This is a genomic window from Pseudomonas sp. TH41, from assembly GCF_016650695.1.
GTDB lineage: Bacteria > Pseudomonadota > Gammaproteobacteria > Pseudomonadales > Pseudomonadaceae > Aquipseudomonas.
Window position 1 is genome coordinate 518158 of the sequence record NZ_JAEKFH010000003.1, and the last position, 18191, is coordinate 536348.

An 18191-nucleotide genomic window follows, 5' to 3' on the forward strand; every position below is an offset into this window, starting at 1 on the left:
GTATTATGCCGACCATTAGTTGACGTCAAATAATGGCGAAGTGATTCCACGGAGTGCAGTCGGAACGTTCAACCCTCGGGTTCGCGCACTGAAGTCTGCCCCGCTGAATTCAATGCCTCAAACAACAAGACAGAGACCCGTCAGCCAGCATGACCGGTCTGCCCGCAGCGAACATCCATTGGCTCCATCTGCTATGTACGCCAGCCTCAAGTCAATCACCCAATGGCCACCCTCCCGAGAAAACGCGTGCCGGTTTACGCTGCTGCTATGCACCTGCTCGGCGCTGGGAAGCCTGCTGATTTATAGCCTGTCCATTCGTCTGCCGTTGAGCCTGCTGGTGCTAAATGTTGCGGCACTGACGTGTGTCTGGGCGCAGCATCGCCTGTCACGAAAATCGATAAAATTTCAGCCCCAAGAGCTGGCCAACCGACTGCTGGAGGTTCAGGAAAATGAACGTCACCGCCTCAGCAGAGAGTTGCATGACGACATTGGCCAGTTGCTGACCGCGGCAAAACTTCAAAGTGACTGGCTCAAACGCCGTATGCCTGAAGAACTTCAAGCGCAGTGTTCGGTGCTCTGCGACACCCTGGAAGAAACCCTGGCCAAAGTGCGTGATGTATCAGCCATTCTCAATCCCAGGCAGCTGACCAGTCTTGGGTTGGAAGCCAGTCTGCGTGCGCATTTACTCAAGACACTGGCCAATACGCCAGTGCACTGGAGTCTGGAATGCCATCAACGATTGACCGGTGTTCCAGAAGAAATGGCAGTGGCCGCCTTTCGAATCACCCAGGAAGCGGTGACCAATATCCTGCGCCATGCCGAAGCGAAAAACCTGCTGGTCCGTCTGCAACGTCTGCCTCAAGGCCTGGCGCTGTTGATCAGCGACGACGGTCTGGGTTTTGCGCCAGCGCGCGATCCTGCTCGTGAGGGGCAACGCGGAATGGCCGGGATGTCGGAACGAATCGATCAACTGGGTGGCACCCTGAGCGTTACCAGCGAGCCCGGCAAAGGCACTCAAATCGACGCTCTTTTCCCATGGGCGCCCCGTGCGCTTGAACGGGCCAGTACCAATAAGGTTATGCATTGACTTGTAACTTACTTCTGGTGGATGACCACTCGCTTATCAGGGCTGGCGTGCGCGCTCTGGTGCTGGATATTCCCGGTTACGCGGTAATCGGTGAGGCCAACGACGGCTCGCAGCTGCTTGAAATGGTCGAGCAATTGTCTCCAGACATCGTACTGCTGGATATTTCCATGAAGGAAACCAGCGGCCTTGAAGCATTGCAGCGATTGAAGCGGGTACGTCCGCAGAGCAAGGTGCTGATCCTGTCAATGCACACCGATCCTTCACTCATCATGCAGGCACTGGAATCCGGCGCTCATGGCTACCTGCTCAAGGACACCACGGCCACCGAGCTCGAACACGCCCTGGATGCCTTGCGCCACAACGAACGCTACCTGAGCCCGGCTATCGCCCACACCGTCATCAATCAGGCGCTGACCCGAACCCAGAAAAACCAGGCGACCCCAACCGTCTCGCACAATCTGACGGCCCGTCAGCTGGAAATCCTGCGGCTGATTGTCCGCGGAAAATCCACCCGGGAGATCGCTAACGGCCTGGGCCTGAGCGTCAAAACTGTCGAGACCCATCGCTCGCAGGTCATGAAACGCTTGCAGATCTACGACGTGGCCGGCCTGGTGCTGTTCGCCGTGCGTGAGCAGATTATCAGCCTGGACGATTAACCGCTCCGGACGCGCTCAGCAACGGCGAATTTTCAGGCAAATGCACCCGCAGTGCCGCAGGACGTGCCGAGAAACGTAAGCTGTCGCCCTCCAGAGGTTCGCCATCGAGGTTGATATAAAGGCCTTCCGAGACCTTGATCTCGACCCATGGCAAGCGCGCGCGCACAAACATGTTGTCGATGCCGAAGCCATCGGTCAGCAGGCTTCTCAAGGTACCGACCACTTCCTGCGGTGCAGGCAGAATACTGATATCCAGCAGGCCATCGTCAGCCAGAGCCTGCGGGCACAACATATGACCACCACCCGCTTGTCGGCCATTGCCGATGCCCAACGCCAGCAACTCGCCGCTCCACTGAAAATCCGGACCATGCAGCTCGCCATAGGCGGCGTGCAACTCACTGAACCGCGATAAACCGGTGAACAGATAAGCGGCGCCCCCGAGGATTTTTTTCAAATCCTCCGAGGTGTTTGCCGTGACCTGGCTGCCAAAACCGCCCGTGGCCATATTCAGGAACACTTGTCCGCCGACCTCGCCCAAGTCAATGGCGCTCGGCGTAACGTCGAGAAGTTCCAATGCTTGCGCAGGTTCGAAAGGCACGCCGGCGGCGCGCGCAAAATCGTTGGCGGTCCCCAGGGGCAAGAGCACCAGGCTGGCCTGCGCCGAATGCCCAGCCATGGCCTCGGCGATATCACGCAAGGTGCCATCGCCGCCGCCAGCAATGATCTGCGTATAGCCTGCCGTCAATGCTTCGTTCACCAGCCGCTGCGCATCGCCGGCCTCCCAGGTCAGTCGAACGGCCAGTTCCCAACCCTGTTCGCGCTTCCTCTCGACGGCTGCACGGACTTCTTCGTTGGGCGATTGCTTGCCATGCAGAATCAACATCGCCTTGCGTTCGCTCATGGTGGTTACTCCCTGAATGAATTCCGTATGGGAGATGTTGACCTCGACGCACACCCTAAAAGTCGCAAAAAATCGATTTATTTCAACTCGATCAGTCTGCAGCCCTACAAGACAGGACTTTTCTTACAAGACGTGAGGAATCGGCTCAATTGACCTCCCCCCTGTGATTGGTACACCTTGGTGTTTGTGGTTATCAGTCATTAGCAGGAAATACACAGGGACGTGAAATGCAAAGCCATACCGTCAGGTCGCCGGTCATTCCGGTGGCACCGCTCGCAGAAAAGCGCACCAAGCATCAAGCCGAATTCAAAAGCAGCTCAAACCCCAATGGAGAAATTGATATGGAACCTCGCGTCGTTGAACTGGAGACACACCTCAAATACATCCGACGAGACATGGAAGAGCTCCGTGGTGACGTCAAATCCATCAAGCACCGGCTCGCCTATTCAGCGGGTGGAACAGCCGTGGTCCTCGGGCTTCTGGCGTGGATCGCCAATAGCCGTTTCGACCAGGTCGTGACACTCCTGGCTCATTAGGCGTTAGCCATATACGCAAAACCCGGTTCAATCAACCGGGTTGGCGTGATCAACCAAGCACTTCGCTCAGTGGTATGAAGCTTACCGCGTCACCTTCGATCAGCGTTCTATCCTCCAGCACCTCCACCAGGCCATCGGCCCAGGCGGCGCTGCGCAACACACCAGAACTCTGATTCTTGTAGATGATTGCCCGTCCATTCTCCAGGCGCCCACGTAAATACTCGCGTCGATTGCCAGGTTTCGGCCAGGCAAATCCTGCCTTCACCTGAAACTTCAAGGGCTCAACCGCTTTTACGCCCTGACGGCGCAATAGATAGGCCCTCGCCAATAGCGCGAAGGTCACCAGAGTCGACGCCGGGTTGCCGGGCAAACCAATCACGGGTACACCGCGAAAGTGCCCGAACGTCAGCGGTTTTCCGGGTTTGATGGCGAGTTTCCACAACGTCAGCTCGCCCTCTTCCCGCAAGGCAATGCCCAGGAAGTCGGCCTCGCCTACCGATACGCCACCCGTCGAGAGGATCAGATCGACACCCTTCAATTCGCCAAGACGAGCACGCGTGGTCTCCAGATTGTCCGGAAGAATACCGGCGTCGATGACTTCACAGCCCAAGCGCTGCAACCAGCTGCAGAGCAGCACGCGATTACTGTTGTAGATCTGTCCCGGCCCTAGCGCCTGACCGGGTTCAATTAACTCGTCTCCGGTGGACAGAACCGCAACGCGAACCTTGCGAATCACCTCCAGCTCCGCGCACCCAAGCGATGCAGCCAGGCCCTGTTCAATCGGCCCCAGGCGCGTGCCGGCCGGAAGGATCAGTTCACCGACAGTCGTTTCCTGGCCTTGTGGACGGATGTTTTGTCCAGAGACCATGGTTTCAGTGAAACGAACGCGGTCATCCGCCTGGACCTCGGCGTTTTCTTGCATCTCGACACAATCGGCACCCGCGGGAACAGGTGCCCCCGTAAAGATTCGGGCACAGGTGCCTGGCTTCAGAGGCTCGGGGGCCTGGCCAGCAAAAATCTTCTGACTGACCACCAACGGTTCTCCCGTCCAGTCGGCCATGCGCAACGCGTAACCGTCCATGGCACTGTTCGACCATGGCGGCAGATCAAGCGTCGAGACCAGGTCATCGGCCAACACGCGGCCCTCAACCTGGGCCAATGGCAAGCGTTCACGTTCACGAATCGGCGACGCTTCGGCCATTTCGAGCAGGCGTGCAAGTGCCTCCTCGACTGGCATCAGGCTGCCAGTCTTGCCTGGCTTACCCACGGGATTCACAAGGCGCTGCCTGTTTCAGATGAGGAACGAAGTTGCACGGTCGGTGCCGCGAGTCCAGCTGCTCGGCAAGGATGCCATCCCAACCGGTGCGCACTGCATTGGTCGATCCCGGCAAGCAACACACCAGAGTGCCATTGGCCAAACCGGCCAAGGCGCGGGACTGGACAGTAGAAGTGCCGATATCCGCCACTGATATTTGCCGGAACAGCTCACCAAAACCATCGACCTGCTTGTCCAGCAGGCAGCTCACCGCTTCAGGTGTGCTGTCGCGCCCGGTGAATCCGGTGCCTCCTGTAATCAGTACCACCTGCACGACATCGTCGGCAATCCAGTTTGCAACTTGCGCGCGAATTTTGTAGAGGTCATCTTTGAGCAATATCCGGGCCGCCAGGTTGTGACCGGCTGCGCTCAAGCGGTCGACGAAGACCTGGCCTGACGTGTCGGTTTCCAGGGTGCGGGTATCGCTGACAGTCAACACCGCAATGTTCAGCGGGGCGAAAGGTACATCAGCCTTGGCTTTCATAGGCTCGTCCAGTTGTAGGAGAAACAGCCCGGTGTTATATCACAGCGCCCCATTTTTTCGCCGCCCCCATGGAGACCTGCCATGAACTTGAAGACGCATTTACCGCCCTGTTCCATTCTGCTCCTGGCAGGTGGCCGAGGCCAACGCATGGGCGGTCAGGACAAAGGGTTGCTGGAATGGCACGGCGAACCACTGATTGCACACCTGCATCGCAAAACCCGGTCGCTGAGCGACGACCTGATCATCTCCTGCAATAGAAACCTGGAAAAGTACGCGCCTTATGCCGATCAGTTGGTGCACGACGACGAAGGTGACTTCCCGGGTCCCTTGGCGGGCATTCGTGCGGGCTTGAAGGCTGCTCGCCATTCACACTTGATGGTTTTACCGTGTGACGTCCCACGCATTGATGCCGCTCTGCTTCATGGCATGCGCGAAACCGCCAGCCAGCATCCGGACAAACCGTTGATGCTGCGCCATGGCGAACATTGGGAACCCCTGCTGTGCATTATTCCCGTGGCACTTTGCGGGGCTTTCGAAAGCGCATGGAACGACGGTGAACGCAGCCCGGGGCGCCTCATGCGCAAGCTGGGTGCTACTGCTTTGCAATGTCCCGACAACGATCCTCGCCTGGCCAATCTCAATACACCGGAATTGCTCAGCACCCACTACACTGTGTCAGACTGAAGCGAGAAGGAACTTGAGCGTGCGGTACACGTCTCAAGCTCAGCAACCAAAAGAACTCATATTCGGAGACACGCTCATGACTCAACGGACCCTCGCCACTTTCATGCTCGCACTGGGCCTCGCGACACTTGCCGGTTGCGCATCACCTTCCGTGATCACTTTGAATGACGGTCGAGAAATCCAGGCTGTCGATGCGCCTAAGTACGACAAGGAGTCGGGTTTCTACGAATTCGAACAACTGGATGGCAAACAAACCCGCATCAACAAGGATCAGGTACGTACCGTTAAAGAGTTGTAATCTTTGCGGCGACAACCGGATATAGAAAAACCCGCTTTTTGCGGGCTTTTTCATGGCGGAAAAACGGCCATCACCACTGCAGGGTAATGCCGCTTTCGAATGCTCTTTCCTGGCCAGTGACCGGATCCACAAACCGTAGCCCCTGAGCAAGCAGCTTCAAGGGATTGGCATAGTCATCGTCAACATTCTTGAGCACCTGCGGATAGAACGGGTCATTGCAGATGCTCGCGCCCAGAGCGGTCATGTGCACCCGCAACTGATGTTTCTTGCCCGTCACCGGGTAAAGCGCATAGCGCCAGAGATCTCCATTCTTTTCCCTGACCTCGACAGCCGTTTCGGTATTGCTGACGCCCGGGCCTTCCTGCATTCGAAAGAAAGGTTCGCCATCGACGAGCCGACTCTTGTGGACCAATGGAAAGGTCAGCTCAGGCAACGCTGGGGCTATTGCCTCGTAGCGTTTTTCAATCCGCCGTGTAGGAAATAACGACTGATAAGCCGAACGACTCTGAGGGTTGGCGGAGAACAGCACCAGTCCTGCCGTATGGCGGTCAATGCGATGCAAAGGCACCAGATGCGGATTATCCAGCCGACGGATCAACCGCCGTAACAGGGTCTGTTCTACGTATTCACCCGCTGGAGTGACGGGTAGAAAATGCGGCTTGTCCGCCACGACTAAATGCTCGTCCGCGTACAGAATCGACTCGACGACCGGAATCGACTTTTCGTCTGGCACTTCCCGAAAATAGTGAATCCGCAGGCCTTCCTTGTAAGGCAGGTCGCGGGCGATTGGAGTGCCTTGACCGTCGAGAACGCGACCCCGTGCAATTCTGTCCAGCCATTGTTCACGGCCGATTGCGCTGAAGTGTTCGCATAGGCAATCGAGCACGGTCTGCCACTGGCCAGGCGGCAAGTAGAGCGTGCTGGCCTGGTTGTGTGCAGCAGAAAAAGATGAACTGGACATACGAAAACTCTAACCCTCAATACAGGGCGGCATTATCCAACAGCGGCCGGAACGAACCTAGAAGAGAATCTTCAAGCCGGTATCGACTGCGTCTGCGCTGCCGCGTCGGTAAACTCCTTGAGCCAGCGCAACACGTCAACAGCCTCCCAGCGCCCCGGATCATAAAGCGCATACAACAACCCTTGATAGCCCACGACATCCAGCTGTCGGTGATAGCCTGCGCGCTGAAACAAGGCTTCGATTTCAGCAAAACAGGTATTGAAATGCAGTTTGTTGAACGGAGTTTTTCCTTCCGTCACCAGGCCATCCAGACGCAATTCGACGACAGCCTCGCGGACCACGTCCGCCGACATACGGTTCACGCTGTTCTTCAATTGTTCGACATTGACCAAGGTTCGTCCCTCTGACTTCTGGGATCGCCTGCCCCAACCCGAAAAAGACAAAGCATGGCAGGCAACCGGAAATAGCTGTATGCCCATACAGTAACCGAATAACCTTTTTTCCGCCAATGGATGAATCAAGGACTGCGACGGGTGGGAGCGTCGCCAGTGGTGTCGGATCAGCGCAAGAACGCCACGACCTGCTCGGCATCGAACGGCCAATCGAGTTCGGCACCGGTATCAAGGCGCCGAAGTACGGGAATACGCAGACCGTAGTCTTCGACCCAACCTTCGTTTTCCGCGATATCGACCACCTCCACCAATAAACCGTGCTCAACCAGGGGCATCAGTTCTTCTTCGGCGAGTTCACAGAGATGGCAACCAAGGGTGCCGAAAAGCTGACATTCAGGAGGCATGACCACCAGACCAGGCAAAGGAGAGGTTCATTCTAGGCTCGCGATTAAAAACCGTCGAGCCAATGCCCCTGTGCCTGAGCCATGGCCGAGTTGAAGAAAACTAGTCCTGGCTCACTGCGCCGATCTTGTGCACTGACAAGTCTGCACCGTAATACTCTTCTTCCTGGCTCAGGCGCAAACCATGGAACGCCTTGATCACGCCATACACGGTAAACCCGCCGGCCAATGCCACGACCACGCCGAGCGCAGTGCCAATCAACTGGCTGATCAGGCTCACACCGCCCAGGCCAGCCAATGCACTTTGGCCAAAGATTCCGCAGGCGATCCCGCCCCACACGCCGCATAGACCATGCAACGGCCAGACACCCAGCACATCGTCGATATGCCATTTGCCTTGGGCGGCCGTAAAGCACCAAACGAATAGCGCGCCGGCGATCGCACCGGTCATCAGGGCGCCCACCGGATGCATCAGATCGGAACCGGCGCAGATCGCCACCAGCCCGGCCAGCGGGCCGTTATGCAGAAAGCCTGGGTCATTGCGCCCGACAATCAATGCCGCCATGGTGCCGCCGACCATGGCCATCAGCGAATTGACCGCCACCAAGCCGCTGACACCCTGCAATGTCTGCGCGCTCATGACGTTGAAGCCGAACCAGCCAACGATCAGGATCCATGAACCCAACGCCAGAAACGGAATGCTCGACGGCGCGAACGCCACCAGTCGCCCCTCTCGATAGCGACCTTGCCGAGGCCCGAGCAACAACACCGCCGCCAGTGCCAGCCAGCCACCCATGGCGTGGACCACTACAGAACCTGCAAAATCATGGAAACTGGCGCCGAAGCGATCCAGCATCCAGGCTTGCAAGCCAAAGTTGCCGTTCCAGATCATGCCTTCGAAGAAGGGATAGATGAACGCCACGATCAGGGCTGTCGCGCACAACTGGGGAACGAACCGGGCGCGTTCGGCGATGCCGCCGGAAATGATCGCTGGAATCGCCGCGGCGAAGGTCAGCAGAAAGAAAAATTTCACCAACCCGTAGCCATGATCGGCATTGATCACAGCCGCCGGCTGCAGGAAGGTAACCCCATAGGAAATCCAATAGCCTATAAAGAAGTAGGCCAGGGTCGAAACGGCGAAGTCGCTGAGGATCTTCGACAAGGCGTTGACCTGGTTCTTTTGTCGGACCGTGCCGACTTCGAGAAAGGCAAACCCGGCGTGCATGGCCAGCACCATGACCGCGCCGATCAGAATGAACAACGTGTTGGAGCTGTGGACCAGATTGTCCACAGCGCTTTGCAGATTTTCCATGGAGTTGGCAGACCTGAAGGCTAAAAAAGCACCAAAGCAGTTCGCGCAGACAATTCATGCACCAAGTTGCAACCTTTCAGGATCAATACGTTGAGCCCGATGAGCTGCTTTGGTGCACAAGGTTGGAACCTTTGCGCGCGTTTTCGTTATTTGAGATAAGGTTTTGCTTGAATCATGCCCAGCAACAGCGCAACGGCGCGTGCCTGGCGCACCACGACATAGCAAAAGTTGTACCAGTGATTTGTACTGAACCTTCGCGCAAGGCTCATACTCGAACGCAACAGAAGCCACTTACGGAGATCACCAATGGCCAGCATCAAGGCAAAGACTGCTCAAGAAATCCTGATGACCGATTTTCAGACACTGGTCAGCGACACTGAACGGTTGCTGGAACACACCGCCACGTTGGCGGGTGATCAGGCGGACGAGTTGCGCGAGCAAATTCACGACAGTCTTCTGCGTGCGCGTGAAACCTTGAAACTGACCGAAGACTCCCTGCGCGATCGCAGCAAGGCAGCCGTTACCGCCACAGAAGACTATGTTCAGGCCAACCCATGGCAATCGATAGGAATCGCGGCCGGCGTGGGATTCCTGATTGGTCTGCTGGCAACCCGGCGCTGATTATGGCGATCGGCGAATCCGGCTCGTCCGCGACGGGCCCAAGCTCTTCATCGCGGCGCCTGGGTGCGGCGTTTCTTGGATTGTTGCACAGCCATGTCGAACTCTTCGGCATCGAATTGCAGGAACAAAAAGCACGCACCGTAAGCCTGTTGCTGTTTGCAGGCCTGGCGCTGGTGTTTGCCTTGCTGTTGCTGGTGGGCTTGTCAACACTGGTGTTGATCCTGTTCTGGGACACCTATCGCCTGGCTGCCATCATCGGGCTCTGTGTGTTCTACACCCTCGCCGCTATCTTTTGTGCGATGCGCTTGAGAGCGGCGATTTTCGATGAGTCGTCCCCCTTCCACGGCACCCTGGAAGAACTGGCCAATGACAGGGAGCGCCTGCTGCCATGAGCCTTCCCGAACTGCCTCACAACAGCTCACGCGCGGAAATGCGCAAAGCGTTGATCCGCCTGCGCATGGAAATGCATCGCCAGGAAATCCGTCACGAAACCACGCAACTGCTGCAACCTTTGCAGCGAGTGCGCGGGATGACGCAAAACCTGCAGGAAGGGCTCGGTATCAAGCACGCTCCGCTTTGGGGCGTGGCAGCCGTCACCTTGCTGGGCTTTCTGACCGGCAAGGGCGCCAAGAACGGTAGCATCAGCGGCCTGACTCGACTGGTTCGTCTGGGCGCAACGCTGGGGCCGCTGATCAAGCTGGTCATGCAAGGCTCTTCGCGCAACCACTAAGCCACTGTCTGGCTGCATTCTTGCACTACCACCGAATGAACCTCTTTATCGAGAGGTTCATTCCTGCGTGCCTACTCGATGACCAGGTTTATCCAAAAACAAGACCTTACTAAGGAGGCCTCGTGATCGACGGGCAACCGCTCGCCTGCTTTCAACCCTTCATCGATAGCGCCACTGGCCGTATCGCCGGCGTTGAGGCGTTGGGTCGACTGCGTCAGGCCGACGGTTCACTGGCCTCGGTAGGACCGCTGTTCGCCGACCCGCGAACACCCGCGATTGCGCTGCGTCGTCTGGATCGCCAAATCCGCGATGACGCCCTGAGCCGTCTGCATGAAGCGCCATCAGACTGGTTTCTGAGCCTGAACATGTCCCCACGCTGGATCAGCCGCTTACGCCCTGACCAAGCCTTGCCGAGCCTCAAACAACTGGCCAGGCATGGGGTTGACCCGCAGCGAATCGTCTTCGAAATCACCGAACTGGATGGCGATATCCAGCGCCTGGCCCAGGTGGTGGCGCGTTACCGGCAGGCCGGCGCGCGGATTGCCATCGATGACTTCGGGGCCGGCTACTCTCAGCTCGACCGTGTACTCGCACTGCAACCGGACATACTCAAGCTCGACATGCGGCTGTTTCAGGCTGCTGCGTTGGGTGGGCCGAGCAGCGATGTGGTCAAGGCCCTGGCACAAATGGCGGAAAAAACCGGTTGCTGGATCATTGCCGAAGGGGTGGAAACCGACGCTCAACTGAATTTTGCCCTGGAGTGCGGTTCGCGCTACGTGCAGGGTTTTCTATTTGCCCGGGCACAAGCGGACTTCTTTAATACCGGGGCGTTTGTCGAGCGCTTTGCGCAACTGCGCCAGCGCTATGTTCAACAAAAGCTGGCGGAACGAGGCCGCCTGATGGTCATGCGCCAGCAACTCAGCGAGCTGATGTCGATCCTGCAAGCCTGGGCCCAGGCCCGCGCACCGCTCAGCGCCTTGCCACAACTGGATGCATATCCCTGGTTGTTACGCTTCTATCAGTGCGACCGTCACGGCACGCAACTGACGCCCAACCTTGAATGGCGCGACACCGGCTGGGAAGCCGACAATCGCTATCTGGGTCACAACTGGTCATGGCGCCCCTACTTCTATCACCTGTTGGCCGAAGGCTGGGATGAGCGTCGGCTGACGCTCTCCAACACGTACCGCGATGCCACCAGCAACCAGTATTGCCTGACCGCCGGGCAATTTTTCGATAATGGCGAGCGACTGCTGCTCATCGACATTGACGCTGCCGGGTTGTAGTTCCACTTGCACGTCCTGGCGCGAACCCGGAAAGTAAGGAATCAGTCACCTGACGGAGAGAATCAGCCTTGGATTGGCAAACCCTGCTTACCCGCGAACGCCTCGGAAAGACGTTGCATAGCCCCGAAGAACTCGGCCGCAGTCCTTTCCACAAAGATCACGACCGCATTATTTTCTCGGGAGCATTTCGTCGCCTCGGGCGTAAGACCCAAGTCCATCCGGTCACCAGTAATGATCATATCCACACGCGCCTGACCCACTCGCTGGAAGTCAGTTGCGTCGGTCGTTCGCTCGGCATGCGCGTCGGCGAGACCATCCGCAGCGCCCTGCCCGACTGGTGCGAACCGAGCGACCTGGGAATGGTGGTGCAATCGGCATGCCTGGCCCATGACATCGGCAATCCGCCCTTCGGCCACTCCGGCGAAGATGCGATTCGTCACTGGTTCCAACAAGCCGCCGGCCGTGGCTGGCTGGATGCAATGAGCGAAGCCGAACGCAATGACTTCCTGAACTTCGAAGGCAATGCCCAAGGCTTCCGCGTGCTCACCCAGCTGGAATATCACCAGTTCGATGGCGGCACCCGGCTGACCTACGCCACGCTGGGTACTTATCTGAAATACCCATGGACGGCAAAACACGCCGATTCGCTGGGTTACAAGAAGCATAAATTCGGCTGCTATCAGAGCGAACTGCCACTGCTGGAACAGATCGCCCTGAAACTCGGCTTGCCGCAACTCGAAGATCAGCGATGGGCACGCCATCCGCTGGTGTACCTGATGGAGGCGGCTGACGATATCTGCTACGCGCTCATTGATCTGGAAGACGGTCTGGAAATGGAGTTGCTGGAGTACGCCGAAGTCGAGTCACTGTTGCTGGACCTTGTGGGCGACGACCTTCCGGAGACTTATCGTCTGCTCGGTCCTGCGGATTCGCGTCGGCGCAAACTGGCGATTTTGCGGGGCAAAGCCATCGAACACCTGACCAACGCAGCCGCCCGCGCCTTTGTCGAGCAACAGGAAGCGCTGCTGGCCGGTACGCTACCCGGCGATCTGGTGGAGCATATGCACGGCCCTGCCAAGCGATGTGTACTGAATGCAAAGGACATGGCGCGCAAAAAAATCTTCCAGGACAAACGTAAGACCCTGCACGAAATCGGTGCCTACACCACACTGGAAATCTTGCTAAACGCCTTCTGCAGTGCGGCACTGGAACAGCACAACGGTCGAACACCTTCCTTCAAGAGCCGACGTATCCTTGACCTCTTGGCAAACAATGCGCCCGATCCTCACGACCCCTTACACAGCTCGTTTCTGCGGATGATCGACTTCATCGCCGGCATGACCGACAGCTATGCGAGTCAAATGGCGCAGGAAATGACCGGTCGCTCAAGCTACTGATGAGAACGGGGTGATCGGCCATTACGACATACGAAATGGCCGATCTACCACAAAAAGGTCAATTACAGTCAAACCTCGCTGAATCCCCCTACACCTCGTGCTGAGTAAACTGACCGATTGCTCGGTGGTCTCACGAAATAATGTCATCTCCCTCTGATCGACAGATGAAGCGTGAATAATCCTATGTTCAAAGACGATCTGCACATCCTGTTGGTGGAAGATCATCCTTTTCAGCTCAAGGCAACTCAATACCTGCTTGAAAGTTACGGCTTCACCCAACTGACCACCACCGACAGTGCTGAAGGCGCCCTGCAACAAATGCTCAAAGCCGTAAAACCGTTCGATATTCTTTTGTGCGATCAATGCTTGCCTGATCTTCCCGGACTTGCTTTGGTTGAACTCGCCAGCCACCAGGGAATGATCAGGCAAGCCATACTCTTAAGCAGTCTTACCTCTGCTGAACTGGACGAACTTAAAAAACTGGCCAACGAACACGGACTGCCATTGCTGGGGTATTTAATCAAGCCATTGAAACAATCCGAATTTAGAAACCTGTTGACCTTAAGCACACTATAAAAACCCGCGAACAACACTGAAAACCAACTTTAAACTTACAAATTAAAGCCTTCAACAACCAAACCAAACACTAACAACTTTCACTCTTCCTCATAAAAAACCTAGTTGTTACGTAGTCCTATTCTTCTTCGCATGTAGGAATCTTCCTATATTGCTGCTACAGGTCCGTCACTTCATGCGTCTCCTGAACTATCTGAGCTAAGGTGCGCGCTTTATTTGAGCTCGTATGGGATTTTATTATGAACTCCGTTTTTATTGTCGACGACCACCCTGTGATCCGTCTTGCTGTCCGAATGTTGTTGGAACACGAGGGCTACAAAGTCGTAGGCGAAACTGATAATGGGGTCGACGCCATGCAGATGGTTCGCGAATGCATGCCCGACCTGGTCATACTCGACATCAGCATTCCTAAACTGGATGGACTGGAAGTGCTCGCCCGTTTCAACGCCATGAGTACTCCCCTGAAAACACTGGTGCTGACTGCACAATGCCCGACACTATTTGGCATTCGCTGTATGCAATCCGGCGCCTCAGGGTATGTGTGCAAACAGGAAGACCTGAGTGAACTGGTCAGTGCTATTAAAGCGGTATTGTCAGGTTACAACTATTTTCCTAGCCAGGCCTTGAACCCTGTTCGCAGTGATGACGCGCGTTACGCCGATCTGGAACTATTCAAATCGGTCAACGACCGAGAGTTGATGGTATTACAACTCTTTGCCCAAGGACGCACCAACAAAGAAATTGCCAAAGGCATGTTTCTAAGCAATAAAACCGTCAGCACTTATAAAAAGCGCCTGATGCAAAAACTAAAAGCCAAATCACTGGTTGAACTCATCGAGATGGCAAAACGTAACGCATTAGTGTGAGAGAAAAGGATGCCCAGTCGTATAAAGGATTATCTGATACTCATCGCCACCGGTTGGTGCCTGAGCACCTCGGTGTCGGCTGCACAGATCGCCAGCGAAAACTACGCCCTGCTCAGTCGATCAGCAACCGGACACCTGGAAGTCCAACTGAATAATGCCCAACGACAATGGATCAAGAACAAACATGAGCTGATTCTCGGCACGTCGGCACCGGATTACCCGCCCTTCGACCTGACAATCAGCGGCCATGAGTATGAAGGCTTCACCGCCGATTACGCGGGCATCCTCGGCAAGACCACCGGTTTACCCATCAGGGTTCAGCGCTTCGCATCCCGAGGAGCCGCGATAGAGGCGCTCGAAAACGGCGAGGTCGACCTGCTCGGCACCGCCAATGGATTCGAGGCTCACAATGCGGACTTTGCATTGTCCACACCTTACGCGGTAGATCAGCCAGTGCTGGTGACGCGTGAAGGCGAAACCCGATCACTGACCGATGGTCTGGCCGGCCTGCGGTTAAGCATGGTGTATCACTACTTGCCACTGGAGGAGGTCCGGGCGCTTTATCCGAAGGCAATCATCACGTCCTATCCCTCCTACCAGAATGCGATCAACGCAGTGGCCTTTGACCAGGCTGACGTGTTCCTCGGCGACACCATTTCAACCCATTACATGATCAACAAGGGGTACCTGAACAACATCCGCATGGCCAACTTCGGCAAACACGAAGCCCACGGGTTCAGCTTTGCCGTGCATAAGAACAACCCCGAACTGCTCGGGATCATCAATGCGATGCTCATGGTCACCCCCATCAGCGAGCGAGAAAATATCGCCAAACGCTGGAGTGCCGGCAGTGACATTCTTCTCACCGATCAAAAACTGGAGCTCAGTTACAGCGAGGAACGCTGGCTGGCACAGCACCCCGTGGTTCGCGTGGTGGTCAATGAGGCCTATGCGCCGCTGACGTTTTTTGACAGCGCTGGCAACTTTCGAGGCGTGACCGCCGATCTGCTCGAACTGATCAGATTGCGCACCGGTTTGCGCTTCGACATCCATCGCAGCCGAAGCGATGGCGAGATGATCCAGCAGATCATGAGCAATCAAGCCGACTTGATCGGCGCCTTGCTCCCCAGCGCCCAACGTGAATCGAAGTTAAACTTCACCCGCCCCTACCTGCAAAACTCCTTTGTCCTGCTGACTCGAAAAGCCGCCGATAGCCCGACCAACCTTGATCAGCTCCAGGACAAACGCCTGACCATCGCCCAAGGTAATCCACTGGTGGATTACCTGCGCCGCGAGTACCCGCGGATCAAGCTGATCGAAACCCCGGACACCTTCAGCGCCGTCGAGTTGCTCGCCGAGGGCAAGGCAGAAGGTTCGGTCAATTCATTGGTGATTGCCAACTACTTCATCTCCTCGCGGCTCTTCGAACACACCCTTCAGATCAGCACCACCATTGGTACCCGACAGGCTGCGTTCTCCCTGGCGACCGGCCTGAACTCCAAGGAGCTGAACTCCATCCTCAACAAGGCACTGTTGAGCATCGCGCCGGAGGAACTGGGCATCATCAACAGCCGCTGGCGTGGTTATTCGGCGTCCTCGCAAAGTACCTGGCGCAATTACCACCGACTGTTCTATCAGATCGTCATCGGTGCTGGTGTGCTGCTGTTGATTTCCGTTGCCTGGAACGCGTACATGCGTCGCCAGATCAAACAGCGCCAGGCGGCGGAGCGTGCGTTGAACGATCAATTCGAATTCATGCGATCACTGGTCAACGGGACGCCTCATCCGATCTACGTACGCGATCGTCAGGGCTTGTTGCAAAGCTGCAATGACAGTTACCTCGAAGTTTTCTGCGCGAAGCGTGAGGACGTTATTGGCAAAAGTGTCATGCAGGGCAATATGAGCAATGCGTTCGAAGCCCAGGAATATCAGGCTGACTACCAGCGTGTCGTGGCCGAGGGCATACCGCTGATTCTTGACCGTGCACTGCACATCGGTGGCCGCAGACTGACGATTTATCACTGGATTCTGCCCTACCGTGATTCGAGTGGAGAAGTGCAAGGCATCATCGGTGGCTGGGTCGACATCAGCGAGCGTCGGCAACTGTTCGATGACCTGCGAGCCGCGAAAGAGCGTGCGGATGAGGCCAATCGAGCCAAAAGCACTTTTCTGGCCACCATGAGTCATGAGATCCGCACACCAATGAATGCAGTCATTGGCATGCTCGAACTGACGCTCAAGCGTATTGATCACGAGCACCCGGATCGTCCGGCCATCCACGTGGCCTACAACTCGGCGAAAGACCTGCTGGAACTGATCGGCGACATACTCGACATCGCACGGATCGAATCGGGGCGTCTGAGCCTGAGCCCGGAACGAGTCAATCCGGTCGAGATCGTCGCGTCGGTCGTACGGATCTTCGATGGACTGGCTCACCAGAAAAATCTCTCGCTGCTGGTCGAGTTCCATCCTGCCAACCCGTTGTTCGATGTCCTGTTGGACCCGATGCGCTTCAAGCAGGTGCTGTCCAACCTGGTCAGCAACGCCATCAAGTTTACCGAGCGAGGCCAGGTCAGGATTGTCGTCAACCTGCACCCGACGGCCTCCTCCGAGCAAGTGCTGATGCTGGTGCAGGTTCAGGACAGTGGCATCGGTATCAGCGAGCAGGATCGACAGCAGTTGTTCGAGCCTTTCGCACAAGCCGAGAACTCCGGGCAATCAGACAGGGGCGGCGCAGGGCTTGGTCTGGTGATCAGCCGCAGCCTGTGCGAGGCGATGGGCGGCAGCCTGCAATTGAGCAGCCAGCCGGGCATCGGTACTCAAGTCCAGGTTTCGCTGTACCTGGCAACATTGCCACGCGAGCAACTGCCGGAACCTGCTGAAGCGCAAATACGCCGCTCGACAGCCCCGTTGAATATTCTGGTGGTCGACGATCACCCGGCGAATCGCCTGCTCATGTGCCAGCAGCTAGAGTATCTGGGCCACCGATTCAGCGTTGCACCGGATGGAGCGCAAGGATTGGCAGCCTGGAAAGTCGAGCCATTCGACCTGGTCATTGCCGATTGCAACATGCCGGTCATGAATGGCTACGAACTGGCCTGCGCCATTCGCCAACAAGAACAACAATCGCACCGGCCGCGTTGCACTGTCCTGGGTTTTACTGCCAACGCACAACCGGAAGAAATACAACGCTGCAAAGACGCAGGAATGGACGACTGCCTGTTCAAGCCCCTGACCCTGACCGCCTTGGGTCAATGGGTTGAAGGTATCCAGCCGACCAACCGTGATCCGGCGTTCAGTCTGGCAGGGCTACACGTGTTGACGGGGGCAATCGGGCATTGGACCAGCGCTTATTGGCCGAACTGCTGGAAAGCAACCGTTTGGACCGAGAGGAGCTGATGGCGCTGTCGCCCACAGAGGATCTGCAGTCATTTCTTGACGTCGCCCACAAAATCAAGGGTGCCGCCCGAATCGTCCAGGCCTCCCGGTTGGTCGACAGCTGCGAAGCGTTGGAGAAGGCTTGCCATGAAGTGGTCCATCACGATCAGGTGACTGAATGCAGCAAGGCCATGGAGCACGCCATGCTGGAACTGGAGCAAGCGTTGCAGCAACAAATTGGACAAAACGACAAACGCAGAATGACCGAGCCTTAACTATGCTTGGTCGCTGAGCAGTGTGTTAAACATCA

At 56.6% G+C, this 18191-nt stretch carries 19 protein-coding genes and 1 pseudogene; 13 read left to right on the top strand and 7 right to left on the bottom strand.

Annotated features, from left to right (window positions below):
* Window positions 1-193 precede the first annotated feature (193 nt).
* Complete coding sequence (locus JFU37_RS05025; protein WP_201116409.1) at window positions 194-1087, top strand: sensor histidine kinase; 894 nt, start codon at window positions 194-196, stop codon at window positions 1085-1087.
* Window positions 1084-1743 (top strand): response regulator, encoded by a 660-nt coding sequence (locus JFU37_RS05030; RefSeq protein WP_201113568.1) that lies wholly within the window; start codon window positions 1084-1086, stop codon window positions 1741-1743. The genes JFU37_RS05025 and JFU37_RS05030 overlap by 4 nt, the downstream gene beginning before the upstream one ends.
* On the opposite strand, the gene yegS is transcribed toward JFU37_RS05030, so the two are convergent.
* Window positions 1727-2644: a lipid kinase YegS gene (gene yegS, locus JFU37_RS05035; protein ID WP_201113575.1), complete on the bottom strand. Its 918-nt coding sequence runs from the start codon at window positions 2642-2644 to the stop codon at window positions 1727-1729. The two genes, JFU37_RS05030 and yegS, sit on opposite strands and share 17 nt — an antisense overlap.
* 227 nt (window positions 2645-2871) lie before the next feature.
* Here yegS and JFU37_RS05040 point away from each other — a divergent pair, with 227 nt between their 5' ends.
* Window positions 2872-3180, top strand: a complete 309-nt coding sequence (locus JFU37_RS05040) for a hypothetical protein (protein WP_201113576.1) — start codon at window positions 2872-2874, stop codon at window positions 3178-3180.
* 49 nt (window positions 3181-3229) lie between these two features.
* Here JFU37_RS05040 and JFU37_RS05045 read toward each other — a convergent pair whose 3' ends face one another.
* A complete protein-coding gene (locus JFU37_RS05045) occupies window positions 3230-4456 on the bottom strand; it encodes a molybdopterin-binding protein (RefSeq protein ID WP_201113577.1) in 1227 nt (408 codons plus the stop codon).
* Window positions 4440-4979, bottom strand: coding sequence for a molybdenum cofactor biosynthesis protein B (gene moaB / locus JFU37_RS05050; RefSeq protein ID WP_201113578.1), 540 nt, complete (start codon window positions 4977-4979; stop codon window positions 4440-4442). Before moaB ends, JFU37_RS05045 begins: the two co-directional genes overlap by 17 nt.
* A gap of 81 nt (window positions 4980-5060) precedes the next feature.
* On the opposite strand from moaB, the gene mobA reads away from it, so the two are divergent.
* Together mobA and JFU37_RS05060 are read left to right on the top strand one after the other, a co-directional pair.
* A complete protein-coding gene (gene mobA / locus JFU37_RS05055) occupies window positions 5061-5663 on the top strand; it encodes a molybdenum cofactor guanylyltransferase MobA (protein ID WP_201113579.1) in 603 nt (200 codons plus the stop codon).
* A 76-nt stretch (window positions 5664-5739) separates the two neighbouring features.
* Window positions 5740-5961 (top strand): YgdI/YgdR family lipoprotein, encoded by a 222-nt coding sequence (locus JFU37_RS05060; RefSeq protein WP_201113580.1) that lies wholly within the window; start codon window positions 5740-5742, stop codon window positions 5959-5961.
* A gap of 70 nt (window positions 5962-6031) precedes the next feature.
* Here JFU37_RS05060 and JFU37_RS05065 read toward each other — a convergent pair whose 3' ends face one another.
* The 4 genes from JFU37_RS05065 to JFU37_RS05080 form a co-directional block, all read right to left on the bottom strand.
* A complete protein-coding gene (locus JFU37_RS05065; protein ID WP_201113581.1) occupies window positions 6032-6922 on the bottom strand; it encodes a pseudouridine synthase in 891 nt (296 codons plus the stop codon).
* A gap of 71 nt (window positions 6923-6993) precedes the next feature.
* The gene (locus tag JFU37_RS05070) at window positions 6994-7314 is read right to left on the bottom strand and encodes a transcriptional regulator (protein WP_201116412.1); all 321 of its coding nucleotides are present in this window, start codon (window positions 7312-7314) and stop codon (window positions 6994-6996) included.
* Window positions 7315-7481: 167 nt separating this feature from the next.
* Entirely contained in the window at window positions 7482-7718 is a 237-nt protein-coding gene (locus JFU37_RS05075) for a glutaredoxin family protein (protein WP_201113582.1), read from the bottom strand.
* Window positions 7719-7818: 100 nt separating this feature from the next.
* Window positions 7819-9027 (bottom strand): ammonium transporter, encoded by a 1209-nt coding sequence (locus tag JFU37_RS05080; protein ID WP_201113584.1) that lies wholly within the window; start codon window positions 9025-9027, stop codon window positions 7819-7821.
* Between the two features lie 306 nt (window positions 9028-9333).
* Here JFU37_RS05080 and JFU37_RS05085 point away from each other — a divergent pair, with 306 nt between their 5' ends.
* The 8 genes and pseudogenes from JFU37_RS05085 to JFU37_RS05120 all read left to right on the top strand — a co-directional run bounded on the left by JFU37_RS05085 (window position 9334) and on the right by JFU37_RS05120 (window position 18156).
* Entirely contained in the window at window positions 9334-9648 is a 315-nt protein-coding gene (locus JFU37_RS05085; protein WP_201113586.1) for a DUF883 family protein, read from the top strand.
* A 2-nt stretch (window positions 9649-9650) separates the two neighbouring features.
* A complete protein-coding gene (locus tag JFU37_RS05090) occupies window positions 9651-10040 on the top strand; it encodes a phage holin family protein (protein ID WP_201113587.1) in 390 nt (129 codons plus the stop codon).
* Window positions 10037-10378, top strand: a complete 342-nt coding sequence (locus JFU37_RS05095; RefSeq protein ID WP_201113589.1) for a hypothetical protein — start codon at window positions 10037-10039, stop codon at window positions 10376-10378. The genes JFU37_RS05090 and JFU37_RS05095 overlap by 4 nt, the downstream gene beginning before the upstream one ends.
* A gap of 122 nt (window positions 10379-10500) precedes the next feature.
* On the top strand, window positions 10501-11664 hold the full coding sequence (locus JFU37_RS05100) for an EAL domain-containing protein (RefSeq protein WP_201113591.1): 1164 nt from the start codon (window positions 10501-10503) through the stop codon (window positions 11662-11664).
* Window positions 11665-11732: 68 nt separating this feature from the next.
* Window positions 11733-13061 carry a deoxyguanosinetriphosphate triphosphohydrolase gene (locus tag JFU37_RS05105; protein WP_201113593.1) on the top strand — a complete coding sequence of 443 codons (1329 nt, stop codon included), beginning with the start codon at window positions 11733-11735 and terminating at the stop codon, window positions 13059-13061.
* 183 nt (window positions 13062-13244) lie between these two features.
* Window positions 13245-13637 (top strand): response regulator, encoded by a 393-nt coding sequence (locus JFU37_RS05110; RefSeq protein WP_201113595.1) that lies wholly within the window; start codon window positions 13245-13247, stop codon window positions 13635-13637.
* A 239-nt stretch (window positions 13638-13876) separates the two neighbouring features.
* Entirely contained in the window at window positions 13877-14503 is a 627-nt protein-coding gene (locus JFU37_RS05115; RefSeq protein WP_201113597.1) for a response regulator transcription factor, read from the top strand.
* A gap of 9 nt (window positions 14504-14512) precedes the next feature.
* Window positions 14513-18156, top strand: a pseudogene (locus JFU37_RS05120) (transporter substrate-binding domain-containing protein).
* Window positions 18157-18191: the final 35 nt, after the last annotated feature.